At 37.4% G+C, this 24,773-nt stretch carries 20 protein-coding genes, 1 tRNA gene and 2 pseudogenes; 16 read left to right on the top strand and 7 right to left on the bottom strand.

Annotated features, from left to right (window positions below; all coding sequences use genetic code 11):
- Nucleotides 1-33: 33 nt before the first annotated feature.
- Entirely contained in the window at nucleotides 34-1,407 is a 1,374-nt protein-coding gene (locus HWQ58_RS17785; RefSeq protein ID WP_292865202.1) for an HNH endonuclease domain-containing protein, read from the bottom strand.
- Between the two features lie 117 nt (nucleotides 1,408-1,524).
- On the opposite strand from HWQ58_RS17785, the gene HWQ58_RS17790 reads away from it, so the two are divergent.
- Together HWQ58_RS17790 and HWQ58_RS17795 are read left to right on the top strand one after the other, a co-directional pair.
- Entirely contained in the window at nucleotides 1,525-1,746 is a 222-nt protein-coding gene (locus HWQ58_RS17790) for a hypothetical protein (RefSeq protein ID WP_292865205.1), read from the top strand.
- A gap of 89 nt (nucleotides 1,747-1,835) precedes the next feature.
- On the top strand, nucleotides 1,836-2,732 hold the full coding sequence (locus tag HWQ58_RS17795; protein WP_292865207.1) for a DUF4351 domain-containing protein: 897 nt from the start codon (nucleotides 1,836-1,838) through the stop codon (nucleotides 2,730-2,732).
- A gap of 77 nt (nucleotides 2,733-2,809) precedes the next feature.
- Here the strand turns inward: HWQ58_RS17795 and HWQ58_RS17800 are convergent, their stop codons facing one another.
- From HWQ58_RS17800 to HWQ58_RS17820, 4 genes and pseudogenes are all read right to left on the bottom strand, one after another.
- A complete protein-coding gene (locus HWQ58_RS17800) occupies nucleotides 2,810-2,956 on the bottom strand; it encodes a hypothetical protein (protein ID WP_292865210.1) in 147 nt (48 codons plus the stop codon).
- Between the two features lie 24 nt (nucleotides 2,957-2,980).
- Complete coding sequence (locus HWQ58_RS17805; protein WP_292865213.1) at nucleotides 2,981-6,313, bottom strand: hypothetical protein; 3,333 nt, start codon at nucleotides 6,311-6,313, stop codon at nucleotides 2,981-2,983.
- 8 nt (nucleotides 6,314-6,321) lie between these two features.
- Nucleotides 6,322-7,241, bottom strand: a pseudogene (locus HWQ58_RS17810) (DUF4007 family protein).
- Between the two features lie 538 nt (nucleotides 7,242-7,779).
- A tRNA-Thr gene (locus HWQ58_RS17820) sits at nucleotides 7,780-7,851 on the bottom strand.
- Between the two features lie 365 nt (nucleotides 7,852-8,216).
- Here HWQ58_RS17820 and argF point away from each other — a divergent pair.
- From argF to HWQ58_RS17875, 11 genes and pseudogenes are all read left to right on the top strand, one after another.
- Nucleotides 8,217-9,137: an ornithine carbamoyltransferase gene (argF, locus tag HWQ58_RS17825; RefSeq protein WP_292865219.1), complete on the top strand. Its 921-nt coding sequence runs from the start codon at nucleotides 8,217-8,219 to the stop codon at nucleotides 9,135-9,137.
- A gap of 209 nt (nucleotides 9,138-9,346) precedes the next feature.
- Complete coding sequence (gene lexA, locus HWQ58_RS17830; RefSeq protein WP_104909820.1) at nucleotides 9,347-9,952, top strand: transcriptional repressor LexA; 606 nt, start codon at nucleotides 9,347-9,349, stop codon at nucleotides 9,950-9,952.
- A gap of 64 nt (nucleotides 9,953-10,016) precedes the next feature.
- Complete coding sequence (locus HWQ58_RS17835) at nucleotides 10,017-11,498, top strand: DNA phosphorothioation system restriction enzyme (protein WP_292865221.1); 1,482 nt, start codon at nucleotides 10,017-10,019, stop codon at nucleotides 11,496-11,498.
- A gap of 327 nt (nucleotides 11,499-11,825) precedes the next feature.
- Nucleotides 11,826-11,999, top strand: a complete 174-nt coding sequence (locus HWQ58_RS17840; protein ID WP_292865224.1) for a hypothetical protein — start codon at nucleotides 11,826-11,828, stop codon at nucleotides 11,997-11,999.
- The gene (locus HWQ58_RS17845) at nucleotides 11,996-14,068 is read left to right on the top strand and encodes an AAA family ATPase (protein WP_292865227.1); all 2,073 of its coding nucleotides are present in this window, start codon (nucleotides 11,996-11,998) and stop codon (nucleotides 14,066-14,068) included. The genes HWQ58_RS17840 and HWQ58_RS17845 overlap by 4 nt, the downstream gene beginning before the upstream one ends.
- Nucleotides 14,068-14,445 carry a DUF3370 family protein gene (locus HWQ58_RS17850; protein WP_366838167.1) on the top strand — a complete coding sequence of 126 codons (378 nt, stop codon included), beginning with the start codon at nucleotides 14,068-14,070 and terminating at the stop codon, nucleotides 14,443-14,445. The genes HWQ58_RS17845 and HWQ58_RS17850 overlap by 1 nt, the downstream gene beginning before the upstream one ends.
- Before the next feature lie 94 nt (nucleotides 14,446-14,539).
- Nucleotides 14,540-15,109, top strand: a complete 570-nt coding sequence (locus tag HWQ58_RS17855) for a Uma2 family endonuclease (RefSeq protein WP_292865230.1) — start codon at nucleotides 14,540-14,542, stop codon at nucleotides 15,107-15,109.
- Nucleotides 15,110-15,144: 35 nt separating this feature from the next.
- Nucleotides 15,145-15,696 carry a Uma2 family endonuclease gene (locus HWQ58_RS17860; RefSeq protein ID WP_292865233.1) on the top strand — a complete coding sequence of 184 codons (552 nt, stop codon included), beginning with the start codon at nucleotides 15,145-15,147 and terminating at the stop codon, nucleotides 15,694-15,696.
- Between the two features lie 95 nt (nucleotides 15,697-15,791).
- Nucleotides 15,792-16,259 carry a DNA phosphorothioation-associated protein 4 gene (locus HWQ58_RS17865; RefSeq protein WP_292865236.1) on the top strand — a complete coding sequence of 156 codons (468 nt, stop codon included), beginning with the start codon at nucleotides 15,792-15,794 and terminating at the stop codon, nucleotides 16,257-16,259.
- Nucleotides 16,260-16,295: 36 nt separating this feature from the next.
- Nucleotides 16,296-16,856, top strand: a complete 561-nt coding sequence (locus HWQ58_RS17870; RefSeq protein WP_292865239.1) for a GIY-YIG nuclease family protein — start codon at nucleotides 16,296-16,298, stop codon at nucleotides 16,854-16,856.
- A gap of 2 nt (nucleotides 16,857-16,858) precedes the next feature.
- A pseudogene (locus tag HWQ58_RS17875) lies at nucleotides 16,859-18,514 on the top strand (DNA sulfur modification protein DndB).
- Nucleotides 18,515-18,536: 22 nt separating this feature from the next.
- Here the strand turns inward: HWQ58_RS17875 and HWQ58_RS17880 are convergent.
- Nucleotides 18,537-20,135, bottom strand: coding sequence for a DGQHR domain-containing protein (locus HWQ58_RS17880; protein WP_292865242.1), 1,599 nt, complete (start codon nucleotides 20,133-20,135; stop codon nucleotides 18,537-18,539).
- A 181-nt stretch (nucleotides 20,136-20,316) separates the two neighbouring features.
- On the opposite strand from HWQ58_RS17880, the gene dndC reads away from it, so the two are divergent.
- Nucleotides 20,317-22,032: a DNA phosphorothioation system sulfurtransferase DndC gene (gene dndC, locus HWQ58_RS17885; protein WP_292865244.1), complete on the top strand. Its 1,716-nt coding sequence runs from the start codon at nucleotides 20,317-20,319 to the stop codon at nucleotides 22,030-22,032.
- On the opposite strand, the gene HWQ58_RS17890 is transcribed toward dndC, so the two are convergent.
- Entirely contained in the window at nucleotides 22,029-22,274 is a 246-nt protein-coding gene (locus HWQ58_RS17890; RefSeq protein ID WP_292865247.1) for a helix-turn-helix transcriptional regulator, read from the bottom strand. The genes dndC and HWQ58_RS17890 overlap by 4 nt on opposite strands.
- Before the next feature lie 122 nt (nucleotides 22,275-22,396).
- Between HWQ58_RS17890 and HWQ58_RS17895 the strand changes: the two genes are divergently transcribed.
- Nucleotides 22,397-22,651, top strand: coding sequence for a hypothetical protein (locus HWQ58_RS17895; protein WP_292865250.1), 255 nt, complete (start codon nucleotides 22,397-22,399; stop codon nucleotides 22,649-22,651).
- Nucleotides 22,652-22,769: 118 nt separating this feature from the next.
- A complete protein-coding gene (gene dndD, locus HWQ58_RS17900; protein WP_292865253.1) occupies nucleotides 22,770-24,758 on the top strand; it encodes a DNA sulfur modification protein DndD in 1,989 nt (662 codons plus the stop codon).
- Nucleotides 24,759-24,773 lie beyond the last annotated feature (15 nt).

Raw genomic sequence — 24,773 nt, forward strand, 5'->3', positions numbered from 1 at the left:
CCAACCAAATTACTAAAGTGGGTTCACTGTTTCTTAGGCGTAAACCCAATTAGGGCTAAAACCTTGTATAGTTGCTAAAGAAATTAAAGGTAGAGTTGTTATTTTATAAGCCTTACTCAAAATATCTAAATTTAATAAATCATCAGCTTGACTAACTTTTAATTCAGATACAAATGACTCAGTATATTTTAACCATTGATTTTTAGATATGTTTTCATAGGCAATAGTTAAACCGATATGTTGCAACTCTAGAAAAGCCTGAAAATATTCTTCAGATGGCAAGTTATTAGATTTAGACGAATTAACATATTTTGTAGTTGGAATTAAATTCCATAGTTGATCGTGAGCTACAAATGACCAAGGCAGATAATGATCTAATGAAATTTCATCCTTATCCAATTTCACTTGAGAATAAATACATTTAATATCTTGATATTCTAAAATAGTTTTCCAATATTTAGTTTGATTAGTTAAAGAATCTCTTTGGTGTGGCATAAATAATTTGTTAACCACATTGGGAGTGCTGGGGTTTCTTTGTTGCATATAATTTAACCATTCCCAAGATGCCCAGCCCCTAACTATTGTGTAATTTTCCTCTAAATACTGAATCCAATCTGGATGTAGAATAATGGCGTTACAATTTTTCTGATCTTCAGCGTTAAAACAGTATAAAGGCTTTTTAATATTAAATTGATCGTTAGCTAAATTAATAATAGCTGGATTAACATCATAATCTTTTAATCCTCTAGTTTCTTGAAAAAAGAAAGGACGAATTAAACGATAAGAAACATAGCGATTAATAGAAATAACAATATCATCAAGATTTTGATTATTAATAGTTGCACGTAAAAGCTTTTTATCTGTATCTCTAAACTTTAAAATTGGTTCTGTAATTTCTAGCTCAAGAGCATCTAATTTATTAGCAATTTGGTCTTGTATTCCAAAATAAATTTTAAAATAGTTGTGAGGATACCAAGCATTAGCTAACATTTCAACAATAACTTCTCGAAAGCTAATAGGCGACAAAGTATCAAAGCTTCTTCTTTTTAAAATATCTAATACTGATAAAAAGTATAGGTATTTATAAGAGTTGGTTATACTCTTAAATATTTGAGCTAAAACAGTAACATTAACCTTGTCTGAAAGTGGTAAATTTTGATTAGTAATTTGATTTTTAAATAATGTTAAATCCCCTAAATATACTTGAATGAAATCATTTGCGGCTGATTTATTAATCTTATTTAATGCCTTAACAATGTCTGCAACAGTTTCAGCAGTGGGGTCAATTTTTTCGTGATACCAACGGAAGACAATCGGGCGCTCAACACCTAAACCTATCGCCAGCTGGCTTTGGCTAATGTTGTAAGACTCTAAAACCTGTCTTAGTGCTTGTCCTGCTTTTCCCATGATTTCCATTATCACAGGACAGTGAGTATAATTTTGTTAACTTTTATGATAAGCTAAATTCCAAATTTATTATCAGATATGATAACAAATTAAGAGAAAATATTGAATACATGAGTTATGGCAGAAGAATTAGTGACATTAGAAGATAACAGCAGCAATCAAGCCCAGGTAAGTAGAGAAAAGATAAAACACCTGCTAGTCGGTAGTCCTAATGTAGTGAAGAGGACTATCTATCGCTTGCATACTACAGGTTATGCAGAAATAGGCTCTTGGTCTAAACCTGTAAGAGCAGGTAGTTTAGGTGAATCAGGCGATGTAGTGAGCATATTAATTAGATAGCAAGTCTAGGAAATAAAAGGTGTAGGGAGTTGGTGCGATCGCGCATTGCACCGACTCTTGATAATTTAAATAACTAGAGAACTAATTGAATGACACGTTTCATACATGACAAATTTGCCAAAGACTATCTTGAAGAATTGTTAAAAAATTACGGAGAAGTCAAGTTATCAGAAAAAGTCTCAGGAGAAATTAAAGAAATAGATGTTTTCTTCACTCCTGACAAACAGCAAAGCTCTAATTTACAAATACTGGGTTTACTAGGAAGATTTGCTGAAAATCCTGCACTCATAGAACCATTCCGCAATCCAGCTTCTACCGATGAAATATGTGACTGTATTCTAAAATTATTAGAAGTCAAGGCTCTCTTACGACGAGAAGCTAAAGCTAATAAAACTAAACTTCAGGTCTCAGAAATTCCCAAATTGTGGGTTCTTACTCCAACGGTATCTGAAACTAGATTGTCTAGTTTTGGAACTATGCAAAAAGAAGGTTGGTTATCAAGAGTATATTTTCTCGCAGATGCTTTGCGGACAGCAATTGTAGCGATACATCAATTACCACAGATACCGGAAACTTTATGGTTGAGGCTTTTGGGTAGGGGAAGCGTGCAGTCGCAAGCGATTATCGAATTGCAAGCGTTACCATTAAATCATCCATACCAAAAAGCAACCCTGGAATTAGTTTACAACTTGCGCGAAAACTTGAGAGTAAATCAAGAATTAGAAGCAGATAATAGGGAGTTAGTTATGCGATTAGAACCACTTTATCAAAGAGACAGAGAACAAGCTAAACAAGAAGGAAGACAACAAGGAGAACAACATTTAATTATACGTCAACTTAATCGCCATGTTGGGGAAATTAATGAATCATTAATCGAGCGAATTAAAGGATTATCGCTTGAACAATTAGAGAATTTAGGAGAAGCATTATTAGACTTTTCTAATGTTGCTGATTTAGAAATTTGGTTAAACCAACAACAAGGGTAAAAAGTGTAAGGAGTTGGGCCGCTCGGCCCAACTCCTTATTCATAAAACTAAGAAATTTAAAGTAAAAGAATAAACATTTAACCGAAGTTTTTCTCTGTTATTTCATCAGTTCGCTTTTCTTCAATTTTAGTAACCGTCTCTGGCAAATCAGCATTTAAAATTCGTTCACTCAACTTTGCCAAAACCGCTTGTCGTAACTGCTGATCGTCAGGTAATTTTGCCAAAAATTCGTCAACAATCTGTTCAACCTACGATTCTCTCCCATGATCCACCCATAGCATTCGATTGATTTCTTGACCATCTGGACGAGTCATTGTTATCCATCGGGCTTCAAAACCTTCTCCCTTGGCGGCTACTTCCTTTTGCAAAGCTTCCAAATTCTTAAACCGTCGCACCAAATCCGCTAATTTCATCTCAAATGCAGTGGCATCATCATCCGTCCATGATTCAGCAGGTTTATCCGCAACAATCATCACCAAAGCTTCCAACCATTGAGAATCACTTGCGGTTTCATCGGATGCTGCTCGAATAAAGCGTTTTAGTGAGGATTCAATACATTTTCCGGCTAAATAATTCGCCCTTACCCGCAAATCTTCTCTAAGTTTTGTTTCCTTACTTCTGACCCCAAAGCCTTCATAAATCAGTTTTTGACAATCACTCAATAAGCGATCGTAAGCTGTATGAATCTCTCTGAGGGCATGAACTAACTTAGTACGTAAAGTTTTCGCAGTGACACCATCATCCCCGGCTTCAGTGCCGATAGAGGGTAAATTACAAGCTGCTGGTAAAGTTTTAAACAACAATTCATCAGGCTCAACAGTAGTTTTTAATGCCTTTAAAATGGCTCTTGGTTCATCCGCCAAACGTCGGGTTTGTTGAGTATATTTAGGCAGTTTGTTAACAAATTGATAAAGAGGAGTAACTACCGTTAACAGGGTGGCATTACGAACTTTACTCAATTTTTTTAATTGAGGATTGCGTAAAATTACTTCTAATTCTTTGAAAACTTCTGCCCTTAATCCGACTACTGCAAAATACTTAACTGCAAACCGTTCAGGATATTTAACTAATAATTCAAAATGTTCTGTTCCTAATACAGGAATAAATGTACCGTCTTGATAAAGTCCCAAATCATCAGCGTGATACAATAGTACCGCCGCTAAAATAACCGGAACTGCACCTTGTTTCACACCGTAGGGAGGTGCTGCTAAATGTTGATAAAGTAAATTAAAAGTTTGGCTTGTTTCTGTTGCTGCTAAACAAAAATTCTCAACTGCTTCCCACAGAGAATTCAAACCCGAATTTTCTAATGGTGGATAAAAATCCCAATAATCATCTTCTTGGCGATAAATCCCTGTTTCTTCTAACAGAGAATAATACATACTAACTTCGGGGCCATAACCCTCTAAGCCTAATATCTCTTCACTTTGATGTTCTAACATTGCCTGAATCAATTCTCGTCTAGCCTTTACGCCTTGAGAGGTTAAATCTCGACGGTTAATTAATTCATTCCACAAAATTGCACTGCGATGATAAACGCGAGCGCAAATATCAGAAAGCTTACTATTAAAGTCAGTAATGTTATTGAGTATTCCGACTTGTCCTTGAATCCAACATTGCTGATTTACACCTATACTAAATGACTGATTGAGAGTTTCATCTAAAAATTCTTCAGCTTCTTGTAAACGATAATTTACCTCTTTTCTCGCTACCCCATCAGTTTGTAACTCTTTGGCTGTTTTTTTGATGTTATTTAAAGCCACAAATTCTAGAGTACGAATTCGCAAAATATCTAAGTTAGCTGCACTCAAAATAACTAATGGTTTACCATCGCTAGTTGTGGAAGGAACAGAACTAGGCATTTCGTCATCTACCCAATACCCAACCAAACCATCTGCATCCACACTACTACAACGTAACTGACTCAAATCTTGGAAATTATCTAAATAATGCCGTTCAAAATAACGTAAAGTTCCCGTCTGATAACTGTGACGTTGTGCTACTAAAGGTCTTAAAGGACGCTGGAGAGATAACAGCTTAACTAAAGGCGATCGCTCTTGTTCTATATATGTACTTAACTCACCATCGACATTAAAATCAGAACCTTGCCAAATCCGCAATTCATCTAATTGACGACGATGAGTAATTAGATTCTGTTTTAGTAGTTTATCAATAATTTGTTGCCAATAATTAACCTGTGCTTCTGACGGGCGATCGCACATTGCTAAAGATACTAAAGTTCTTGTCGCCCTCATCGAACCTATAACTGTAATCAGGTTCAAAATCCCAATAGTTTTTAGTACCCTAAGACTATCTTCTTCTAAGCGTTTAGCATCATTAATTAAATCTTGAATTTCTACCCATCTTTGCAAATTAGGGCGAGAGGCTAAACCCATTCCCGCAGCTTCAATAAAATAGTCATAAACTCGATCTAACTTAAGACTTGGTAAGTTATTATCTTTAACTGTTACTTCTTCTAGGAAATTACGAAATGATAAAGGCTCGCCACTCGTTAAAAATGTGAATAAAGAACGGTCATTTTGAGCATACCGTTGACAGAGAGTTGGTAAAGCAAACGCAGATAAGGGATGTAGCGGATAAACTTTTTTTATAACTTGATCGGTTATTTCTTCATCTACAATTATTGATTCTAAATATTTGCTCCACTCCTCAGAGTCACTACGAATAGCACAGCTTATATTGTCTGCTGCCGACGAATCAATCGCTTCTCCAATTAAACTCATCATTTGTCCAGATGATTCAGTAAAAGCAATATCCTCAAATCGCCCTTGAATCTTTGCCCATTCGTTTTTTTGAAAAGTTGCTAATCTTTGAGTATATTCTGCAAATGCTTGATGTAAAATACCTAAAATGTAAATAGGAGTTTTGGTATCTTTTGGTAATTCAGCTAATTGTTGTAAAAGATATAAATCCTCAGCACCTTGAGCATGAGCAGCATACTCTAAATTCTTACCCAGCTCATCAATAACAAGGAAAATACCAGTTTTAGATTCCTTGGCAACTTCTAATACCAAATTAGGAATCTCTTTACTATCAACTTTTCCCCCATCATTAATTTCTGCTTCTAAATCTACTAACTGACGAACAACATTGATTTTGTTTTTTTGGGTAGCAGTCCAAAAAGTATCAACACCTGTTAATAAAGCTCTGATAATGGTATGACTAATCGGTTCTCTTTGTCCCGTAGCCACAGCCCTCATTAATCCTACCGAGTTAATTTTGTCTTGAATGAATTGATAAATGTCACTATCTTTACCTAATTTTTCTTCAGCTATTGATAAAGCTTTAATGTGCATTTTATTCTGAGACTTAGCACATAAGGAAATTAAATAATGAGTAAAAGCAGATTTTCCAGTCCCATAAACACTGGTTAATGTCCAAGCTCTATTTCCTTCATCAGAATTAAAACTATTTAAGATACGTGAGAGAGAATCAATTGCTTTTTTAGTCAGAACATAACCCTCTAAAGCTTCCACACTATCTAAATCTCTTTCTAAGTTAATAGAACGAGAATAGCGGCGCTGGAGACTGAAATAATGGGATAGCTTTTTGTTAGTCATAATCTCCTTTATTCTTCTTTAAACTTATAATATTTATCTAGAATTTCTTCTGCTAATATCTCTGGCTTGTCAAGGAAAGATAACTGAATTAATCCGGCGGTGTCGGAAAGAACTATCGTATCAAATTCTTTAGCAACTGTCTCAATAGCTGCACATAAAATACTTTCCGTCAGTTTAAAGACCATCCCTGGACTACCTTCATCATAAAGTAACCGACGAATAGTAATTGTTTCGCTATCCTGACTTACCCAACTAGCATATTCTAAACAAGTAGCAACTATAATTGGTGCAGGTAAATTCGCTTTCGCACCCATTTTAAACTGATAATTTTTACCAAAATGACGAATTAAACCAAGTTCATTGAAAGGACAATCAATAGAATCTTCAATTGGGGTATTGTCTCTACTAAAATCTTGTGCAGCATACATTCTTAAAATACAATTTACATCTTTGATAAAAGAAGATTCAGCAATAGTTTTGTTGAAGTTCTTTATATAATCTTTCAGTCCCGCCAAAATATCTTCTTTTGTAAAATCCAAATCTCGAAAAACATTAAAGATATAATACCAAGCAGCCGCTTCGCATGTGGGTTTTAACAAATTCCAATGTAATAACCATAATGATGCCGGATCTTCTAAATAAGTATCCCATCCATTATTTCCTAAAAGTTTTTCCCGAATCTTGTTGGTAAATTATTTTTATCAATAATTTTAAATGCACTAGACCAATAACGAATAGCACGTACCATGTTTTTTCCAACACCTAAACGTACAGGAGCATCATCTTGTGAGAATATATCTGGATTTTTTTTGGCTGCATCAAATCCTTTTTTCAACCAACCAAAACGAGGGTGGAAAGTTTCATGGTTGGCAAATATTGGATTTACTGTATTTTCAAAATTTATAAATTTAAGACTAGTTTGGATCATGCTAGTAAGAATATAATAACAACCGTTTTGTTTATTATGGCTTAAATGAGACACAATTTAGTGAATTAAGAACATTTCAAACTCAATAAAAATTTTACCTTGTTTCATACATTTAGAATCGTAAACCTAATCTTTTAAAATATTAAGTGTAGCTTATTCTCTTTGATGCAGAACTTCTGTTTTTATCAACTTTACAAATTAAATGTCACTTTCTTGTTGGTACAAGTGTTTATACTACTAAGAAAGCTCACAATACTTAATAATATAAAAGCTCACAAAATGCTGTGATGTTAGTACAGGCTTCATCTACATAAAAGATTTACTATTTTAATCTGTTTCAGTGTATATGTATAAAAATTATGCCAATCTAACATAAAAGGTTTAAGTTGTGTCATTTTAAGTTGAAGATATTCTGGAGGATACCCATTCAATTTGTCTTTTCCTTCCAGAAGTTTTAAGACACGATCTACTCCAGTAGATTCTCAATTGGCTGAATTACTATATACAATCGACAACTTGAATTTTTATGTATACTTAAAGCCAGCAGCGGGATTTGAACTCGCGACCTTCCGATTACAAGTCGGATGCACTACCACTGTGCTATGCTGGCAAGTTTGACGATGGCTTTTAATTAGTAACCACAATTTATTATTGTACCATAATCCATTTATTTGTCTAGCTGTAAATTCTAAAAAATATCTACCTCTCCAGAAATAAGGCTAAAAGACCAGGAATTTTAGCAATATCGCTGCTTGTGTACGCCTAGATAGTTTTTCTGGCGTTGCCATTGTGATGAACCAGAAAAAATCAGTGATTCCAATTGCTGATAAAGTTGATAAATTAATCTTCATAGCAAAAGCTAACTCAAATCCTGGGCTGAACGCAAAAATATTTGGTCAGTTCTAAAACTATATTTTCCTGGCACGGTTGAATAATGGAACAGAAATATATAATTATTTTTTACAGATTACAAGCATGGCAGCATTGCTCGGACGAGATTTATTAAGTCTAGCGGACATCACTTCTACGGAACTTCAAGAACTCCTGCAATTGGCAACTCAACTTAAATCACAACAGTTGAAGTTGCAGTGTAATAAAGTTTTGGGGTTGTTGTTCTCCAAAGCTTCGACTCGTACACGGGTAAGTTTTACTGTGGCGATGTACCAACTTGGTGGACAGGTAATCGATCTCAACCCTAATGTCACTCAAGTTAGTCGCGGGGAACCTTTGCAGGATACAGCGCGGGTGTTAGATCGATATCTGGATATTTTGGCAATTCGCACTTTTGCCCAGCAGGATTTGGAAACTTTTGCTCACTATGCCAAGATTCCGGTAATTAATGCGCTTACCGATGCGGAACACCCTTGTCAAGTATTAGCTGATTTATTGACGATTCAAGAAAGTTTTAACACTCTTGCTGGGTTAACTTTAACCTACGTGGGTGATGGGAATAATGTCGCTAATTCTCTGATGTTGGGCTGTGCTTTGGTGGGGATAAATGTTAGAATTGCTACTCCTGGTGGATATGAGCCAGATTCTAGGATTGTAGAGCAAGCAAGAGCGATCGCTAATAACAAAACTGAAGTCCTTCTGACTCACGACCCAGAATTAGCTGCTAAGGGAGCTGCTGTACTTTACACTGATGTTTGGGCGAGTATGGGGCAAGAGGCAGAAGCAGACAACCGGATGCCAATTTTCCAGCCTTATCAAATTTCAGAGCAGCTATTAAGTCTTGCCGATCCAGAGGCAATTGTTTTACACTGCTTACCAGCCCATCGCGGTGAAGAAATTACCGAGGCAGTTATTGAAGGTTCCCAATCACGAGTTTGGGAACAGGCAGAAAATCGTCTCCACGCGCAAAAGGCCTTACTTGTAAGTCTTTTAGGGGCAGAGTAAGAAAATAGGGCACAGGAGATAGGGTATCTTTTCTTCCTTATAACCTGTAAGCTCTAACCTGTAACCTGTAATATTCTTATTTGTCAAAAGGCAAAAGAGAAGAAAATAATTTTGCTTTTGCCTTTGATATTTTTACTTTTCTCTTGTTATGGGGAGTCTTTTGTAGTACTAATGTTCTAGAGACATTTATAATTACTTCCTGCAAATTTATGGAACGTCTAACGGAAGCTCAACAAGAACTTTACGAATGGTTGGCAGAATACATCCGATCGCACCAGCATTCGCCTTCAATTCGGCAAATGATGCAAGCGATGAACTTGAAGTCACCAGCACCAATTCAAAGCCGTTTAGAACATTTACGCACTAAAGGATATATAGAATGGACTGAAGGACAAGCGCGAACGATTCGGATTTTGCGTCCTGTGAAGCAAGGTGTACCAATTTTGGGCACGATCGCTGCTGGTGGTTTAATAGAACCGTTTACTGATGCTGTAGATCATTTAGACTTTTCTAATTTCGATTTACCTCCTCAAACTTACGCTTTGCGGGTAGCTGGCGATAGCATGATTGAAGATTTAATTACTGATGGTGATGTGGTATTTCTGCGTCCAGTAGCAGAACCAAATCATTTAAAAAATGGCACCATCGTCGCCGCTAGAGTAGATGGATTCGGTACCACATTAAAACGTTTTTATCGCCAAGGCGATCGCGTTACCCTTAAACCAGCAAATCCTAAGTACAATCCCATAGAAGTCATGGCTCAACAAGTACAGGTGCAGGGTTCTCTCATTGGTGTATGGCGTGGTTACAACTGAGTAATGGGGAGTGGGGAGTAGAAAATGGGAAAGATAAGTACCAATGACTAATGACTAAATAAATATGTACTTGACGAAAAATCCAGTGCAGCAACTGCCCACTTTCCGGTTGAAATTACCGTTTGTAAGGGAAAGTAAGGGCAGTTATTACACTCCGCAACCATTACCAGGATGCCCAAGAATGCCTGTGTCTCTGCAATTGCGGCAATATCAGCGAGAAGCGATCGCTAGCTGGTTTACCAACAATGGCAGAGGGACGCTGAAAATGGCTACTGGTAGTGGTAAAACGATTACCGCACTAGCGATGGCTTGTGAACTCTACCAACAGATTAATTTACAAGTTCTGTTGGTAGTGTGTCCTTATCGTCATCTTGTTACCCAATGGGCGCGAGAATGTGAAAAATTTAATTTGCAACCCATTTTAGCTTTTGAGAATTTACGCACTTGGCAAAGTCAACTTTCTACCCAAATTTATAATCTGCGTTCTGGTTCTCAACGGTTTGTCACGGTAATTACTACCAACTCCACTTTAATTGGAGATGGTTTTCAGTCTCAACTCAAATATTTTCCTGCCAAAACTTTAATTATTGGTGATGAGGCACATAATTTAGGCGCACCCAAGTTAGAAGAAAGTTTGCCGCGCAGTGTTGGGTTGAGACTGGCTTTATCTGCCACACCGGAGAGGTATTTTGATGATTTTGGTACGCAATCTCTATTTGATTATTTCGGCCCAGTTCTCCAGCCAGAGTTTACTTTGAGGGATGCGATCGCTCAAGGTGCTTTGGTACATTATCTATATTATCCAGTGTTAGTGGAATTAACCGAGGCAGAAAGTATTGCTTATTTAAAGCTAACTAAAAGAATTGGGCGATCGCTACTATATAGAGATCGAGAAAATGGACAAGTGGGAAACTTTGAAGACAATGAAGATTTAAAGCCGTTATTGATGCAAAGAGCAAGATTAATTGGTGCAGCAGAAAATAAATTAACCGCTTTGCGGGATTTAATGAGTACTCGCCGCGAAACTACTCACACTCTTTTTTATTGCAGTGATGGTTCCCAAGATGCGGGACAACGTTCATCGTTACGCCAACTCAAAGCTGTTGCTAAAATTCTCGGAGTGGATTTGGGGTACAAGGTAAGTACCTATACAGCCCAAACAACTTTACAAGAAAGAGAAATATTGCGCCATCAATTTGAAAGTGGAGAGTTGCAAGGTTTAGTCGCAATTCGTTGTTTAGATGAAGGTGTAGATATTCCAGCAATTCAAACTGCGGTGATTTTATCAAGTTCTGGTAATCCCCGCCAATTTATTCAGCGACGGGGGCGAGTTTTACGTCCTCATTCGGCTAAGGAACGCGCAACAATATTTGACATGATTGTTTTACCACCAGATTTAGATAGAGAAACTATAGAAGTTGAGCGCAATCTGTTGAAAAAGGAATTGCGTCGTTTTGTGGAGTTTGCTGATTTAGCTGATAATGCAGGTGTTGCAAGAATGAAGTTACTTGATTTACAAAAGCGATATGGTTTATTAGATATTTGATGATGGACTATATAGTTGTATTATTTTGTAAAATTTTTCGAGTTTTGAAAAAAGAGGCATTAAGTATGAAATAATAAAATTATGAGTTTGATCATAATGGGATGTAAGCGGCTTTAAAAATTTTACTTACATCCCATTGTAATCTAGATCATTAATATTAAGAACAACAGAAGATGATTCAATAATAAAGTCTTTTTTCAAAGAAAATTATAAATTTGAAAAAATAGTTTTTGCAAAATTAAAGATAACGCTAACAGTGGCTTTACGGAGGTAAATGCACTACTAGAGAAAGTTAAAATATAGAAAAACTATATTTCCAAACCGAAGATGTCACAAGATGCGAATATCGATGATGTGCAGGAGCCAATAACTAGCGCTCCGCCGGAAGTACGGCAAATTATTGAGCGGGTATGGAAGCTAGAAAAAAGCAGACTAGATAAGAAGATTAACAGCCATATAAATGATAATATTTTGGACATTATTAAGGAAGAGGTGCGATGAAGCTGACTTCAATCAAGCTATGCAACTTTCGCTCCTTTTATGGTACTACACCAGAGATGCTTCTAGCTGGTGGAGATGTTCACAACACGACGATTATTCATGGCAATAATGGCTCTGGAAAAACTAGTTTACTAAATGCCTTTACATGGGTATTATATGATAAATTTAGTGCAGCATTTACATCGATAGAACAGTTAGTAAATAAGCGTGCGATCGCAGAGGCTCAAAAAGGTCAAGCTGTAGAATGTTGGGTAGAAATTGGCTGGGAACATGAAGGTAAACGCTATCGAGTTAAACGTGCCTGTCGGGGTTATAAAAACGAAGGTGATTTTGATGCTGGTAAAACTCAATTAACCATGTGGGTTGGTGCGGATGATGGCAAATGGAATATACCAACTCAGCAACCAGACGATATAATTAACCAAATTTTACCCGCTACTTTACATCAATATTTTTTCTTTGACGGCGAACGAATTGAAGAAATAGTTCGTTCTGATAAAAAAGCTGAAATTGCTGAAGCTACAAAAATTTTCTTGGGTGTGGAGGTAATCAACCGTTCTATCAGACATTTGGGAGATGCTAAAAAAACTCTAGAAAATGATTTAAAAGCCATTGGTGATTCTGAAATTAAACAACTATTACGACAGCAAGAAAAGATAGAACGCGAACGCGAACGCATTACCAAACGGCAAACTGAAATTAAAGAAGAATTAGAGTATCAACAAACTTTCAAAAAAGAAACAAGTAATCGTTTGCGAGAACTGAGTGCTGCTAAGGAGTTGCAAGAAAGATGGCAGGATTTAGAATCGCAGAAGACGGCGAATCAAGAAGAATATAAAAAAACGAAGGAAGCACTAAAAAAAGTTATTTCCGCGCGGGGTTATACAGTTTTACTATCAGAAACCACAGCACAGTTCCGAGGGATTATCAATGATTTGAAGCAGCGCGGCGAGTTAACATCAGGAATTTCACGAGAATTTGTGAATGATTTACTCAATTCTCAACGTTGTATTTGTGGTGCAGATTTACACGAGGGTAATCATTCTCATACTTATGTGAGTACTTGGTTAAATAAAGCAGGTTCCTCGGCGGTGGAAGAAACTGCAATTCGGATGAGCGCACAAGTAGATGAAATTGATAAACAAGCCATAGGATTTTGGGAAGAAGTTGATAGAGAACAAACTAGGATTAATCAGTTAAGGCAAAGCATATCTCAAATTGAAGGCGATTTAGATAATATTCAAGAACGGTTGCGAAAAGATGCTAATGAAGAAATTAGCAGTTTGCAAAAACGCTTAGATCAAATTGAAAGTAAAATTGATGAATTGAATCGAGAACAGGGTGCAAATCAGCAGCAAATTGCTCAAATCAAAACTGAGATTGAAGGTTTAAACAAACAAATCGCCAAGCAAAAGCTAAATGAAGACAAGCAAACTTTAGCACAGCGAAGAATTAACGCAACTCAAGATGCAATTGAACGGTTAACGGAAGTTAGAAATCGTCAAGAGCAACAATTTCGCCTGCAATTAGAAAAGCGAGTACAAGAAATATTCATGGAGATTTCTGTGACTCCATACATTCCTAAAATTAGTGAAAAATATGAACTGACATTAGTAGAAAATACTACAGGTATAGAAGCACCAGTTGCAGCATCCACGGGCGAGAATCAAATTCTCAGTTTATCCTTTATTGCCAGCATCATTGACAAAGTAAGGGAATGGAGTGAGAAGCGAAAAATGATGATGATTCCCGATAGTAGCACTTTCCCAATTGTCATGGATTCGCCGTTTGGTAGTTTAGATGAAAATTCGCGGCGACACATTGCAAAGACAATTCCCCAATTAGCGAATCAGTTGATAGTTTTAGTTACTAAGACTCAGTGGCGCGGTGAAGTTGAAGCAGAGATGACACAGAGAATTGGTAGAGAATATGTGCTTACGTATTATTCATCTAAGCCGGATTGCGAACAAGATTATATTGAGTTGGGTGGGGAAAAATATTCTTTGGTGAAACAAAGTCCGAACGAGTTTGAGTATACGGAAATTATCGAAGTTGAACGGGATGGGTAATTACAACGCGTCAATTACCGTTTATCGTTTTACCTGATATGGTGAAAAATCCCCAAGGTACAGTTTACTCTGGGCCAGGCGATCGCACAATGAATGATGTGTTACGGGGAGTTCGGCAAGGGATTTTTCCCCAAAAGCTGGTGATAAAACCAAAAGAAACTCAAATCCTAGCGAATTTACCCATTCCCTTACAGGCTCCTGCTTCTAACAATCGCACTACGATGATGCGCTTGGCAAGTAGTAGCCCAGTTTATCTCGCAAATTTAGTTAAAAAGCTGAAGATATTGGCGGGTGGGAAGCGACAAGTACAGGTGGACTTTTTGTATCTTCCAGATTCTACGCCGCCGCAGCATTTGACGGTGAGAACGGAGGGATGATTTCGCGCATTCGCCGTTAGGCGTTCTCGTAGAGTAGGTGCAAAGGTTTTTTAGTTACAGTTGAGAAAAGTGGCTTTTGAGAAGGAATGAGGTTATGGTTGCGAGTCCAGATAAAAAGTATATGTCGCCTCATGAATATTTGGAATGGGAAGAACACCAAGAAATTAAATATGAATATATTGATGGTGAAGTTTTCGCCATGACTGGGGGTACTCTTCCCCATAATGATATTGCTCTAAACTTAGCTTCAGCGTTAAAAAGTCACCTGCGAGGAAGTGGGTGTCGTGTGAATATGGCGGATGGGAAAGTAGGTATATCTGAAAACGGGCCTTTTCATTATCCCGATGTTGTGGTGAGTTGCGATGAACGGGATAAACAAGCTATCCAATTTCTCCAATATCCTTGTTTAATTGTTGAAGTTCTGTCCCCAAGTACGGAAGCTTACGACCGAGGTAAAAAATTTACACGGTATCGTCGCATTCAGACTTTGCAAGAATACATCCTCATCGATGCTGAAAAAATTGGTTTAGATTGCTTCCGGTTAAATGATAGAGGACTCTGGGAGTTACATCCTTATGAAGCAGGAGATGAGGTTCATTTAACTAGTGTTGATTTCCGCTTTCCGATATCTTTGGTGTATGAAAATGTTCAGTTTCCTATTTAAATTAGGATTATCCTCGATTCATTATTAGGGGTTTTATGAGTATTAAAACTGAAGCAACTATTGAAGATTTGTACCACTTACCTGACAATTGTAAAGCAGAGATTGTCAATGGAAAATTGGTGCTGATGTCTCCAACTGGATTTTTACCAGGACGTGCAGGCGGTGAAATTTATGCAAGTTTACGGGATTATGAACGTCTGACAAAAAGTGGTTATGCTTTGCCTGATAATGTCGGTTTTCTTGTCAATCTCCCTAACCGCCGTTCTTTAAGTCCTGATGCCGCATTTTATACTGGCAAACCTACAGGCGGTAAATTTCTCAATGGTGCGCCTATATTTGCTGCTGAGGTAAGAAGTGAAAATGATTACGGTGATAAGGCTGAGAAAGATATAGCTAGTAAACGCCGTGATTATTTTGCGGCTGGTACGTTGGTAGTTTGGGATGTAGACGTACTCAAAGAGGAAGTTATTAGAGTATATCGTGCTAGTAATCCTGAAGAACCGCAAGTGTATCGCCGTGATGAGGTGGCTGAAGCTGAACCCGCAGTGCCAGGATGGACTATGTTAGTGGATAATTTGTTTGTTTAAGCGATCGCCCACATACTAGTATAAAATAATGTGTCTATCAGGTGCTATCGCTTTTGACTTTCGGTTAAAATAGCAACAATGTAAATATTAAAATAATGGCTGCAAACAGAATTAGGGTTGCTAAAGATAAGGCTGAGTTGGTGAAATCTCTAGTCGCATCAAAAGATACAACTGGGCCTTTTCAGACTTATGTAGAAGTTATGGTGTTTGCAGCAGCATTAGGTGTTAAAAATAAAAAGCGCGTTTCTTTAGGGGAAACCACAAAAAGAGAACCATCTCCAATTCCACAAGAAAATTTTGCTTCATTGGGATATGACCTAATTATTAAACTATTAGGAATCAATGAAACTCAAGATATGAACATACTCTCATCTAGAGAAGAACAAGATGAAGATAAACGTACTCAAATATTTGAAGAGTATGCTAACGGAGGACTTGAAATTTTACAAAATGAGTTGCGAGGAGCAGTAGACTATTCAGAAAGACTGCTATTAATTTTAAGTTACGAGAAATTTCAGGAAAGTTCTGCTGAATTCGAGTTTGATTTAAGAAAATTCATCTAATAATGTTGTAAATAATTAAAAAGATAACAAGCGTATATGGCAATAGAAGAAACAATACACGACGATTTTTTTGAAAATTTTATAGTAGCTACAGCTACTATTTCGGCCTTTTATGATATTCCAGATAAACCGGGAATATATGCTTTTTATCATGCATTTGATTTCGCCGAGAACAACTTGCTTGAAGATATAAATGATCGGATTAGTAAAACTGTATTTAAAACAAAATTTCAAGAAGATAATTATCGGAAAAAATTTATTATAGATATATGTGGAGAGCCAGTTACATTATCAGACAATATGCATAATTTTATTAAAAGTATCTCCATGCCAAAGGATAGGCGTAATCTTAAAAAGCTACTTCTAACTTGTAGCATTTTACAATGCCCAGATTATATAGGCTATGCTTCAAGTCTACAAGCAAGATTTAAGCAACACTTGGAGAATGACAACGGTTTTTTTGGAAAATATGGAAATTTTAGGTCTCAAGATGAGTTTCTATTTATATGTTTTCCATGCTCTGGGAATATAGCTAGAGAGCTTGAAAGCTTACTAATCCAGCTTTGTAAACCTAAATTTAATACACAAAGGAGTTAATGATGGAACTAGATGATCAATACCCAGAGATTATCGAATATAAAGCCATAACAGGGACTTTTGGTGAAGTACGTTACTTTCTCACTACACTTGATCAAAGCGATGCAGTTGAAAATATTAGATTTGCTGGTGATATTCAAGGTAAATGGGGCTTTTCTGAGAGAGTTCAACGAAAATTAGATGTGAAAAGGGCGGAAACAGAACTATTTTCATATTTAGCAAAAAACGGCATTAGGTTTTTTAACTCTCTTGTTATTGTTCTTCTTCCTAACTCAGATGAGCAGACCGAGTTTTGGGACTTTTCTCAGGTTTTGAGTAATGGAAAACCTCTTGAGAAATGGGTCAACTTAAAATTATATAAAGGTGTGTCTAGAATAGTTATAGATGGACAGCATCGTTTATTCTCCCTGAAAAAATACTGGGATATACATATAGGTAAAAAGTCTCTTACTAGTCAATAGTTATTAGAAAATTGTGCTTGTGATGATTCTTTTGATATCCCAGTTGTCTATTTAGTTTTTGGAAATTTAGGTCGAGTTGGGTACTCTGAAAAAACTATCTCCATACGGGATGAAGCGATTAAAGCTACTCGAAATATATTTACAGTAATAAACAATACTGCTAAACGTATTGATCGTCAAACTCAACTTCTACTGGATGACACAAAACTATCTGCATTAATTCCTAGACAACTCTTAGAAGACGATGTATTAGAAGATAAAATTGTAAAATGGTCATCTAAATCTACAAATCTGGCCCAGACAGACCCTTATCTAACAACAATAGATTTAATCAGTAAATGTGCTGTAGAGCTATTGATAGATTATAAGAAAACAGCCCTGAAAAAAATCTTAAATTCTCCAGTTGAAAGAGAAAATGCGATGAAGAGTTATTATGAGTCTCATCCGAAGATTTCTCATATAGGAACTCGATATATTTTTAAATGGTTTTTTTATGAACTTCAACCGTTTAAAGATTGGCTCAGTGAGCTTGAACATTTGGGTATAATTGTTCCAGCCCAACCTGAAGAAATTAAATTACAACCTAGTCAGAAAGAAAAACTAAAGAAATTAAGAGAGTCAAATATTCTATACACCGTTCTTGGACAACGTATTGTTTTTTTTGGTATTTCACGATTTATTTTGAGAGTCAAGCCTGAGTATCGTATTCCAGCACTTTTGGATGCAATTGCTAAAAGTATAGCCAAGATGCATGATAAGGGCTTTTTGGATAGAAACGCGCTTCATTGGAAGAATGTGATTGTACAGCCTAATGAAAAACTCACCATGATTACAACTGGTTCTGGCGGTGATAAATGTATAGAGCTTCTCAGAATGATATTTCTGAATACATCTGATGGAGTACAAGAACTAATACGCCGTACTCATGAAGATGTAGATAGTGAAGTAAATTGGACTGTAGGCACAATCGCTAATTGGAGGAAAGAATTTTTTGTCGAACTTCCAGAGGTTAAATTATTAGAAAACAACAGTATATCGGACGAATATCTTTCTGAAAGTGCTACTGACATTACTGATGAACATATTTCTAATGCTACGAACATAGATTCTCTAACGGAGGGAGATGATGAAAATGATGAAGAAATATTTGATGAAATTGAGGATGACATGGAAGATGAAAGCGAAATTGATGAGTAAATATTAATTGCAAAACGAGAAATTACAAAATTGGTGGAAGTCCTACCACTTTCAGTTCAACAAACTCGCCATCAAAACCTATTGTTTTATCTTCCACAGTCCTAGCATCCGCCAAAGCCTTACGAAGTTCAGCACGTTCCATCTGTTCCTGAATTCCACCCAGAATGTAAACCAATAACTTCGCCGCCAAATCTCGTCCAGCAACCTGCACTCGCTTTTTATTTGGGTCATACAAAACCCCATACCATAGAGATTGGGGATATTCCATACCACTAAAACCACCTTGTTGGTCAAACTTCCGCAGTTTCTTAAAAATATCTGCCAATGAGAAACCTTTTTTAAATACTAAAATTCCCAAAGCTTGCGCTAATGCAACTTGAGCAACTGGACGGAAAAGCATATTTCCTTCACCTCCATTTTTCTCAAAGCTGAAGCGCCGTAAAGCTGGTGTATCCTCGTGTTCTAAAATTTTATAACTAGAAAGACTAGCCAAAGAATCAAATAGCTTTTTAAATTCCTCAATTCCCTGCTCAAGTTCTTCATCCTCTGGACGCATAGGAATTAGACCTTTTTCCAAGGGTTTCCAGTGAGGGAACTTTTGAGCCAAATATCGCTCAGACATATCTTGTAGAGCTTGCAAAGTCGTCAAAACTGTAGACTTTGAAGCGACTGTTGCACTATTCCAATTAACACGAGGATTGCGCTCTTGTCGTTGTTCTAATAGTGGATGTGTAACTGCAATTTTTCTAGCAACGATCGCAAAACCATCATCTTCATTCAACTGTGTTAGCTGACCTTTAGTCAAGGGTGCAGCCATCAGGTTGACATGAACAAAAATCGATCTTACCCTCCGCCTCGCTTGGGTGCGAGTTTCCCCAGCCGCTACCGCACAGATGAACTCAATACCAATTTTTTCCTTAGGTAAATTTTGCAAGTAAGCAAGGTCTACTTGGTACTTTTCTATCAAATCATTGACTGTAATAAAACTGTCATCAACACCTTTATCTTTTTTATAGCGCTGGAGTTTACGAGTTTTAATTAACTCCATCAACCCCTGCACTCCCATTAATCGGTGTTGACCATCTAGTGCATAAATAGTTACATCATCTTCAGAAATATTTAACAGACCTACCTTACCGTCTTTATCTAGGGGTATAAAATCAGTAGTAGATTTTGTGGCGCGTCCTTCACTATCCCACTCAGCAGCTTTGGGATTATCCACCCACGGTTGATTAATTACTACCAGCACTGGTGGAAATTTGTGATTTTGTCGAGCCGCTAAATACTGCACTAGCGGTGCTTGACGTGACCAATCAAGGGGACGCTGCTGAATTTCATCAATGCTATCCGCGTCAATCTCGATGTTATCAGTCTCAGGATTATACTTTTTTTGAAACAGAGGTAAGCCAGAGGCAAAGTGAACACGACCTGCAAACCATTCCAGTGTAACAGAGCTAACATAAGCCTCAGTACCACCCATCTCGGTTTTTTGAACGAGAATCTGATCTTTTCTCCCTAAAAACTTCTCCAGGAGTAAAGCTAGTACCTGTTTTTCCTTGTTTTCTCGTTCCAAGTACTCTCTAGCGATGTCAGCAGTTGGGTCAGCTGTACTATCTTTCATGTTAAATGTTAAAAACAGAATAGGATTATGTCGTTTAATTATCTAAAAAATTGGATATTAGTAGTGAAGTTTTTAAAAACTTTTCTTCAACCCACGGAGGTGGGTTTTGTCTGTGTAGCCGCGAATTCTATTCGCCCTATTCGCCCGGATATTATGCCAGTGTTTCCAGAGAGAAGGATAAATGACTACAGCACAACAACCAGAAAATAAAGTTCAGCAAGCACGTACTGTAGCAGAGTTAGTGGACTATATCCAAGCTCTCACCAGTGAAATTCAAGAATTGTATTGTTTCGATGAGATACCTTGGGTGGTGGGCTATTCGGGCGGAAAAGATAGTACTGCCACTTTACAGCTTATCTGGAATGCGATCGCAGCACTACCAGTTGAAAAGCGAAAAAAGACTATTCATGTTATTACAACTGACACACTAGTAGAAAACCCTGTAGTCTCTGTTTGGGTACGTAAATCCTTAGAAAGGATGAGGGTTACTGCTAAGGAACAGAAAATACCCATTGAACCCCATTTATTACAACCAGAAATCAAAGAGACATTTTGGGTAAGCTTGATTGGTAAAGGTTATCCAACGCCGCGAGGAAAATTCCGTTGGTGTACAGACCGTCTGAAAATCCATCCTTCTAACCGCTTTATCCGTGATGTGGTTAGAGTAAATGGGGAAGTTATTCTTATTTTAGGTACGCGCAAGGCTGAAAGTATCAAACGTGCTATCTCAATGGAAAAACATCAAGCAGGTAGCCTAAAAGATCGCCTCATTTCTGATTCAAGTTCACCTACGTCTCTGCTTTACCATAGTCCAAGCTTGCCTAATTCTTTAATTTATAGCCCCATTGAAGATTGGCGTACTGATGAAGTTTGGATTTACCTAAATCAGTGGCAAAATCCTTGGGAATATAGCAATAAAGACTTGTTCACCATGTATCGAGGTGCTACAGCAGATAATGAATGTCCTCTAGTTGTTGATACTTCTACTGCTAGCTGTGGTGACTCTCGATTTGGGTGCTGGGTTTGCACAATTGTTAGTAAGGATAAATCAATGGAGGCAATGATTCAAAATGATGAAGAGAAAGAATGGATGCAGCCTCTATTAGATATCCGCAATGAATTAGATAATAGAGATGACCGCGATAAAAGAGACTTCCGTCGCATCTGGGGAGAAGTCCAACTTTTTGAGCGTCATCTAGATGGTAAAGCCTCTATTGAACCAATTCATGGCCCTTATACAAAATATTGGCGGGAACATTGGCTCAGACGATTATTAGAAGCGCAAACAAAAACCCGTCGGACAGCGCCAGAAAATATGCGCGATATCACCCTAATTACTCTAGAAGAAATGAGCGAAATTCGCCGCATTTGGCTAGAAGAAAAACACGAATTTGATGATAGCTTACCCCGGATTTATCAAGAAGTGACTGGCGAAGAATTTCAAGACCCCCGTCCTGGTGCTGACTATAGCCTACTAGGTCGTGATGAATGGGCTGTGTTAGAAGAAATCTGTGCAGATGATAGTATGCACTTGGAACTCATGGCTAAACTTTTAGACACAGAACGCCAATTTCGGAAAATGTCCCGTCGTGTGGGAATCTACGACACCCTTGAAAAATGCTTTGCTACAAGTTCGCGTTCTAAAGATGAAGCGGTGAAAAATGCTCATTTAAAGCGGGATTTGAAAACAGCAGTTGAACAAGGTGATATTGAAAAGGTCAAGCAGCTAACTCTAGCAGATTTTGCCACACCTGATGCACAAGCGATGTCTAACGACAAACCACTACGCGTTTACGCACCTGAAGCACAAGTTGACGCAACGAACCTTACAAAATCTGATGCTCAGACAAAGACTTGGGCAAGTATGAAATTCAAAAATAAACAGATAGAGCCTTAAGCTTGTTTTTCATCATCATCAGCATCTCCCAAGTAAAGCTTAATAAACTCTTCTGCTGCGGCTGGATTAATTTGATTCAGCGCATCACGAATTTCTAGTACAGTATCAGCGACAGGATCTCTAATCTCGTTTACCCAACGGTGAACGTTTGGCCGTCCTGTTCCCATTATCACTGCTAACTTGTTTTGGCTAATGCCATAAATGTCCAATACCCGTTTCAGCGCTTTTCCTGCTTTTCCCATGCCTTTGATTTTGTCAAAGGCTTATAACCTAGTAAATGTTACCCATCGGTAACAAAGGGTGTAAGATAATTATGTTACCTATAAGTAACATAACTATTTGACTAACAAACAGGTAAATTTCGATGAATAAAAGCTTTTTGGCAGATACCTTGCCAACTCCTACATCCCTTGTTTCATCCGATAACTCTACAGCAACAACACCAGCCAGAGAGTCTGTAAAAGTAGTAATTTTTGGAACTAAAACAGGTGTCAACAATACGATTCTCACTCTCTACAAACTAGGTTTTGCTCAAGTGAATGAATGGAGTCCTCTATTACCTAGTTCTAATCCTGGTGAAGTAATGAGTATATTAACAAGGCATATTGTGACGGCCTGACTATAATTTGGCTATTGACAAATGTGTTAGGGTGGGCAATGCACATCCTACACATACTTAAAATTAAAAATCGCAGTTATATAGATTAAACTCGTCTACGCGGGTTGAACATAGATTAATGATATTTCTTGAACTCGTTCTACAAAACTTTGGCCCCTACGCTGGAAGACAAGTAATCAATCTTGACCCAAGAAGTGAAGAAAATCCCCGTCCAATTATTCTATTAGGTGGAATGAATGGTGGTGGAAAAACTACCCTTATGGATGCTATACGTCTCGCTCTATATGGACAACGCGCCCAATGTTCTACTCGTGGTAATTTGAGTTATAGCGATTTTCTTACTCAATGCGTTAACAGCAAAACAGATCCACTTAAAGATACTCGTATTGAATTGGTTTTTGAACATATCGAAAACGATGAACCAATAAAATACCGTATTGTACGCTTTTGGACAAAAAACCTTAAAGACGGCAAAGATACACTAGGTATTTTAGGTGACGATGACACCTGGCCTATTGATTCTTTGGTAAATATCTGGGATGAATATATTGAAAATCTCCTGCCATTAGGTATTTCTAACTTATTTCTCTTTGACGGCGAACAGGTTAAAGAACTTGCAGAACAGGAAACACCACCACCAGTTGTAGTAGACGCAATTCGCGGACTTTTAGGGCTAGAGTTGGCAGACCGTTTAGCAGTTGATTTAGATATCCTAGTTAACCGTAAACTTAAAGAAGTTGGTAATAGTAAAGATTTAGCAAACCTAGAGGAAATTGAAACTAGGTTAACCCAACAGCAAGAAGATTATCAAACAACAAGAGAAAAATTAGAAACTCTCACAAATCAGGTAGAAGAGTTAGAACAAAAGCAGCAAGAAGCCTTTGATAAATTTATTTCTGAAGGTGGTAAAATTGCAGCAGAACGCAATCAACTAGAACTACAACAGGATACAAAAACTTCGGAAATTGAACAAGTACGTCAATTAATGTGTGAATTGGCAGGTGATGTTTTACCTCTGGCGTTGATTCCCAATCTGCTTAATCAGGTGCAAGCACAGGGTGAAAAAGAATTTCGCCATCAACAGGTACAAATCTCCAAAGATTTGTTAAGTGAGCGAGATCAGCGCTTACTCGCTTGGCTAACTCAAGCCGAAATTTCTCCAATACAAGTTGAAAAAATCCAATTATTTTTAATCCAAGATGTAGATAATTTATATGCAAAGACTATCCAGATAGAAGCACCTTGGCTATTAGCCGATGATGAAACTTTAAGTCAGCTAGATAATCTCATATATCACTTACAAAATTCTAAACTTTCTGCAAAAGAAAAATTAGCTATTCTCAAAAATAAAGATGAAGAAATTCATACTCTAGAAAGACAAGTGCAAACAGCAGCAGCACCAGAAGATTATACAAAGCTGCGTCACGCACTAGAAGCTGCACAAAATCAAGTTGTTGAAGCTAAAGCAAATTACGAAACAATTCGCCGCCGTTTAGCTGAATTAGAAACTATTATTGCCAAATCAAAAAAGGAATTAAGTGATTATACTATAGAAAATATTAAACATAAAAATAGCGAACATATTATTACCTCAGCAGCGAAAGTTCAAAACACACTCAAGATTTTTCGTGAAAAATTAACCCTGCGAAAACTCAATAAATTAGAAGAGGAAGTTAAAAATTGCTTCCTTTATCTCCTCCATAAATCAGACTTAGTGCATCGCATTACCATTGATACTAAGACTTTCAGCCTTTTGCTTTATGATTTAAATGGTAAACCTGTCCCTAAACATCGCCTCTCGGCTGGCGAAAAACAACTACTTGCGATCGCCTTCCTCTGGGGTTTAGCCAAAGTCTCTGGACTCCGCTTACCAGTAGCTATAGATACACCATTAGGTAGGCTCGACTCTTCCCACCGCCAAAACTTAGTGGATAAATACTTCCCCGCCGCCAGCCATCAAGTAATTTTGTTATCTACCGACACCGAGATTGGAAAGAAAGAAGTTGAAAGACTGCGAGAAAATGAAGCGATCGCCCGTGAATATCTTCTCAAATACGACTCCTCCACCCGCCAAACAACAGTAGTAGAAAATCAATATTTTTGGTAATTCTTTTGGTGAGAT

It is taken from the genome of Nostoc sp. LPT (genome assembly GCF_017115165.1).
GTDB lineage: Bacteria > Cyanobacteriota > Cyanobacteriia > Cyanobacteriales > Nostocaceae > Nostoc.

Coding starts and splice junctions, on each gene's coding strand:
- HWQ58_RS17785 (WP_292865202.1), bottom strand. CDS start 1,407: ATGGGAAAAGCAGGACAAGCACTAAGACAGGTTTTAGAGTCTTACAAC.
- HWQ58_RS17790 (WP_292865205.1), top strand. CDS start 1,525: ATGGCAGAAGAATTAGTGACATTAGAAGATAACAGCAGCAATCAAGCC.
- HWQ58_RS17795 (WP_292865207.1), top strand. CDS start 1,836: ATGACACGTTTCATACATGACAAATTTGCCAAAGACTATCTTGAAGAA.
- HWQ58_RS17805 (WP_292865213.1), bottom strand. CDS start 6,313: ATGACTAACAAAAAGCTATCCCATTATTTCAGTCTCCAGCGCCGCTAT.
- argF (WP_292865219.1), top strand. CDS start 8,217: ATGGCAGCATTGCTCGGACGAGATTTATTAAGTCTAGCGGACATCACT.
- lexA (WP_104909820.1), top strand. CDS start 9,347: ATGGAACGTCTAACGGAAGCTCAACAAGAACTTTACGAATGGTTGGCA.
- HWQ58_RS17835 (WP_292865221.1), top strand. CDS start 10,017: ATGTACTTGACGAAAAATCCAGTGCAGCAACTGCCCACTTTCCGGTTG.
- HWQ58_RS17840 (WP_292865224.1), top strand. CDS start 11,826: ATGTCACAAGATGCGAATATCGATGATGTGCAGGAGCCAATAACTAGC.
- HWQ58_RS17845 (WP_292865227.1), top strand. CDS start 11,996: ATGAAGCTGACTTCAATCAAGCTATGCAACTTTCGCTCCTTTTATGGT.
- HWQ58_RS17855 (WP_292865230.1), top strand. CDS start 14,540: ATGGTTGCGAGTCCAGATAAAAAGTATATGTCGCCTCATGAATATTTG.
- HWQ58_RS17860 (WP_292865233.1), top strand. CDS start 15,145: ATGAGTATTAAAACTGAAGCAACTATTGAAGATTTGTACCACTTACCT.
- HWQ58_RS17865 (WP_292865236.1), top strand. CDS start 15,792: ATGGCTGCAAACAGAATTAGGGTTGCTAAAGATAAGGCTGAGTTGGTG.
- HWQ58_RS17870 (WP_292865239.1), top strand. CDS start 16,296: ATGGCAATAGAAGAAACAATACACGACGATTTTTTTGAAAATTTTATA.
- HWQ58_RS17880 (WP_292865242.1), bottom strand. CDS start 20,135: ATGAAAGATAGTACAGCTGACCCAACTGCTGACATCGCTAGAGAGTAC.
- dndC (WP_292865244.1), top strand. CDS start 20,317: ATGACTACAGCACAACAACCAGAAAATAAAGTTCAGCAAGCACGTACT.
- HWQ58_RS17890 (WP_292865247.1), bottom strand. CDS start 22,274: ATGGGAAAAGCAGGAAAAGCGCTGAAACGGGTATTGGACATTTATGGC.
- HWQ58_RS17895 (WP_292865250.1), top strand. CDS start 22,397: ATGAATAAAAGCTTTTTGGCAGATACCTTGCCAACTCCTACATCCCTT.
- dndD (WP_292865253.1), top strand. CDS start 22,770: ATGATATTTCTTGAACTCGTTCTACAAAACTTTGGCCCCTACGCTGGA.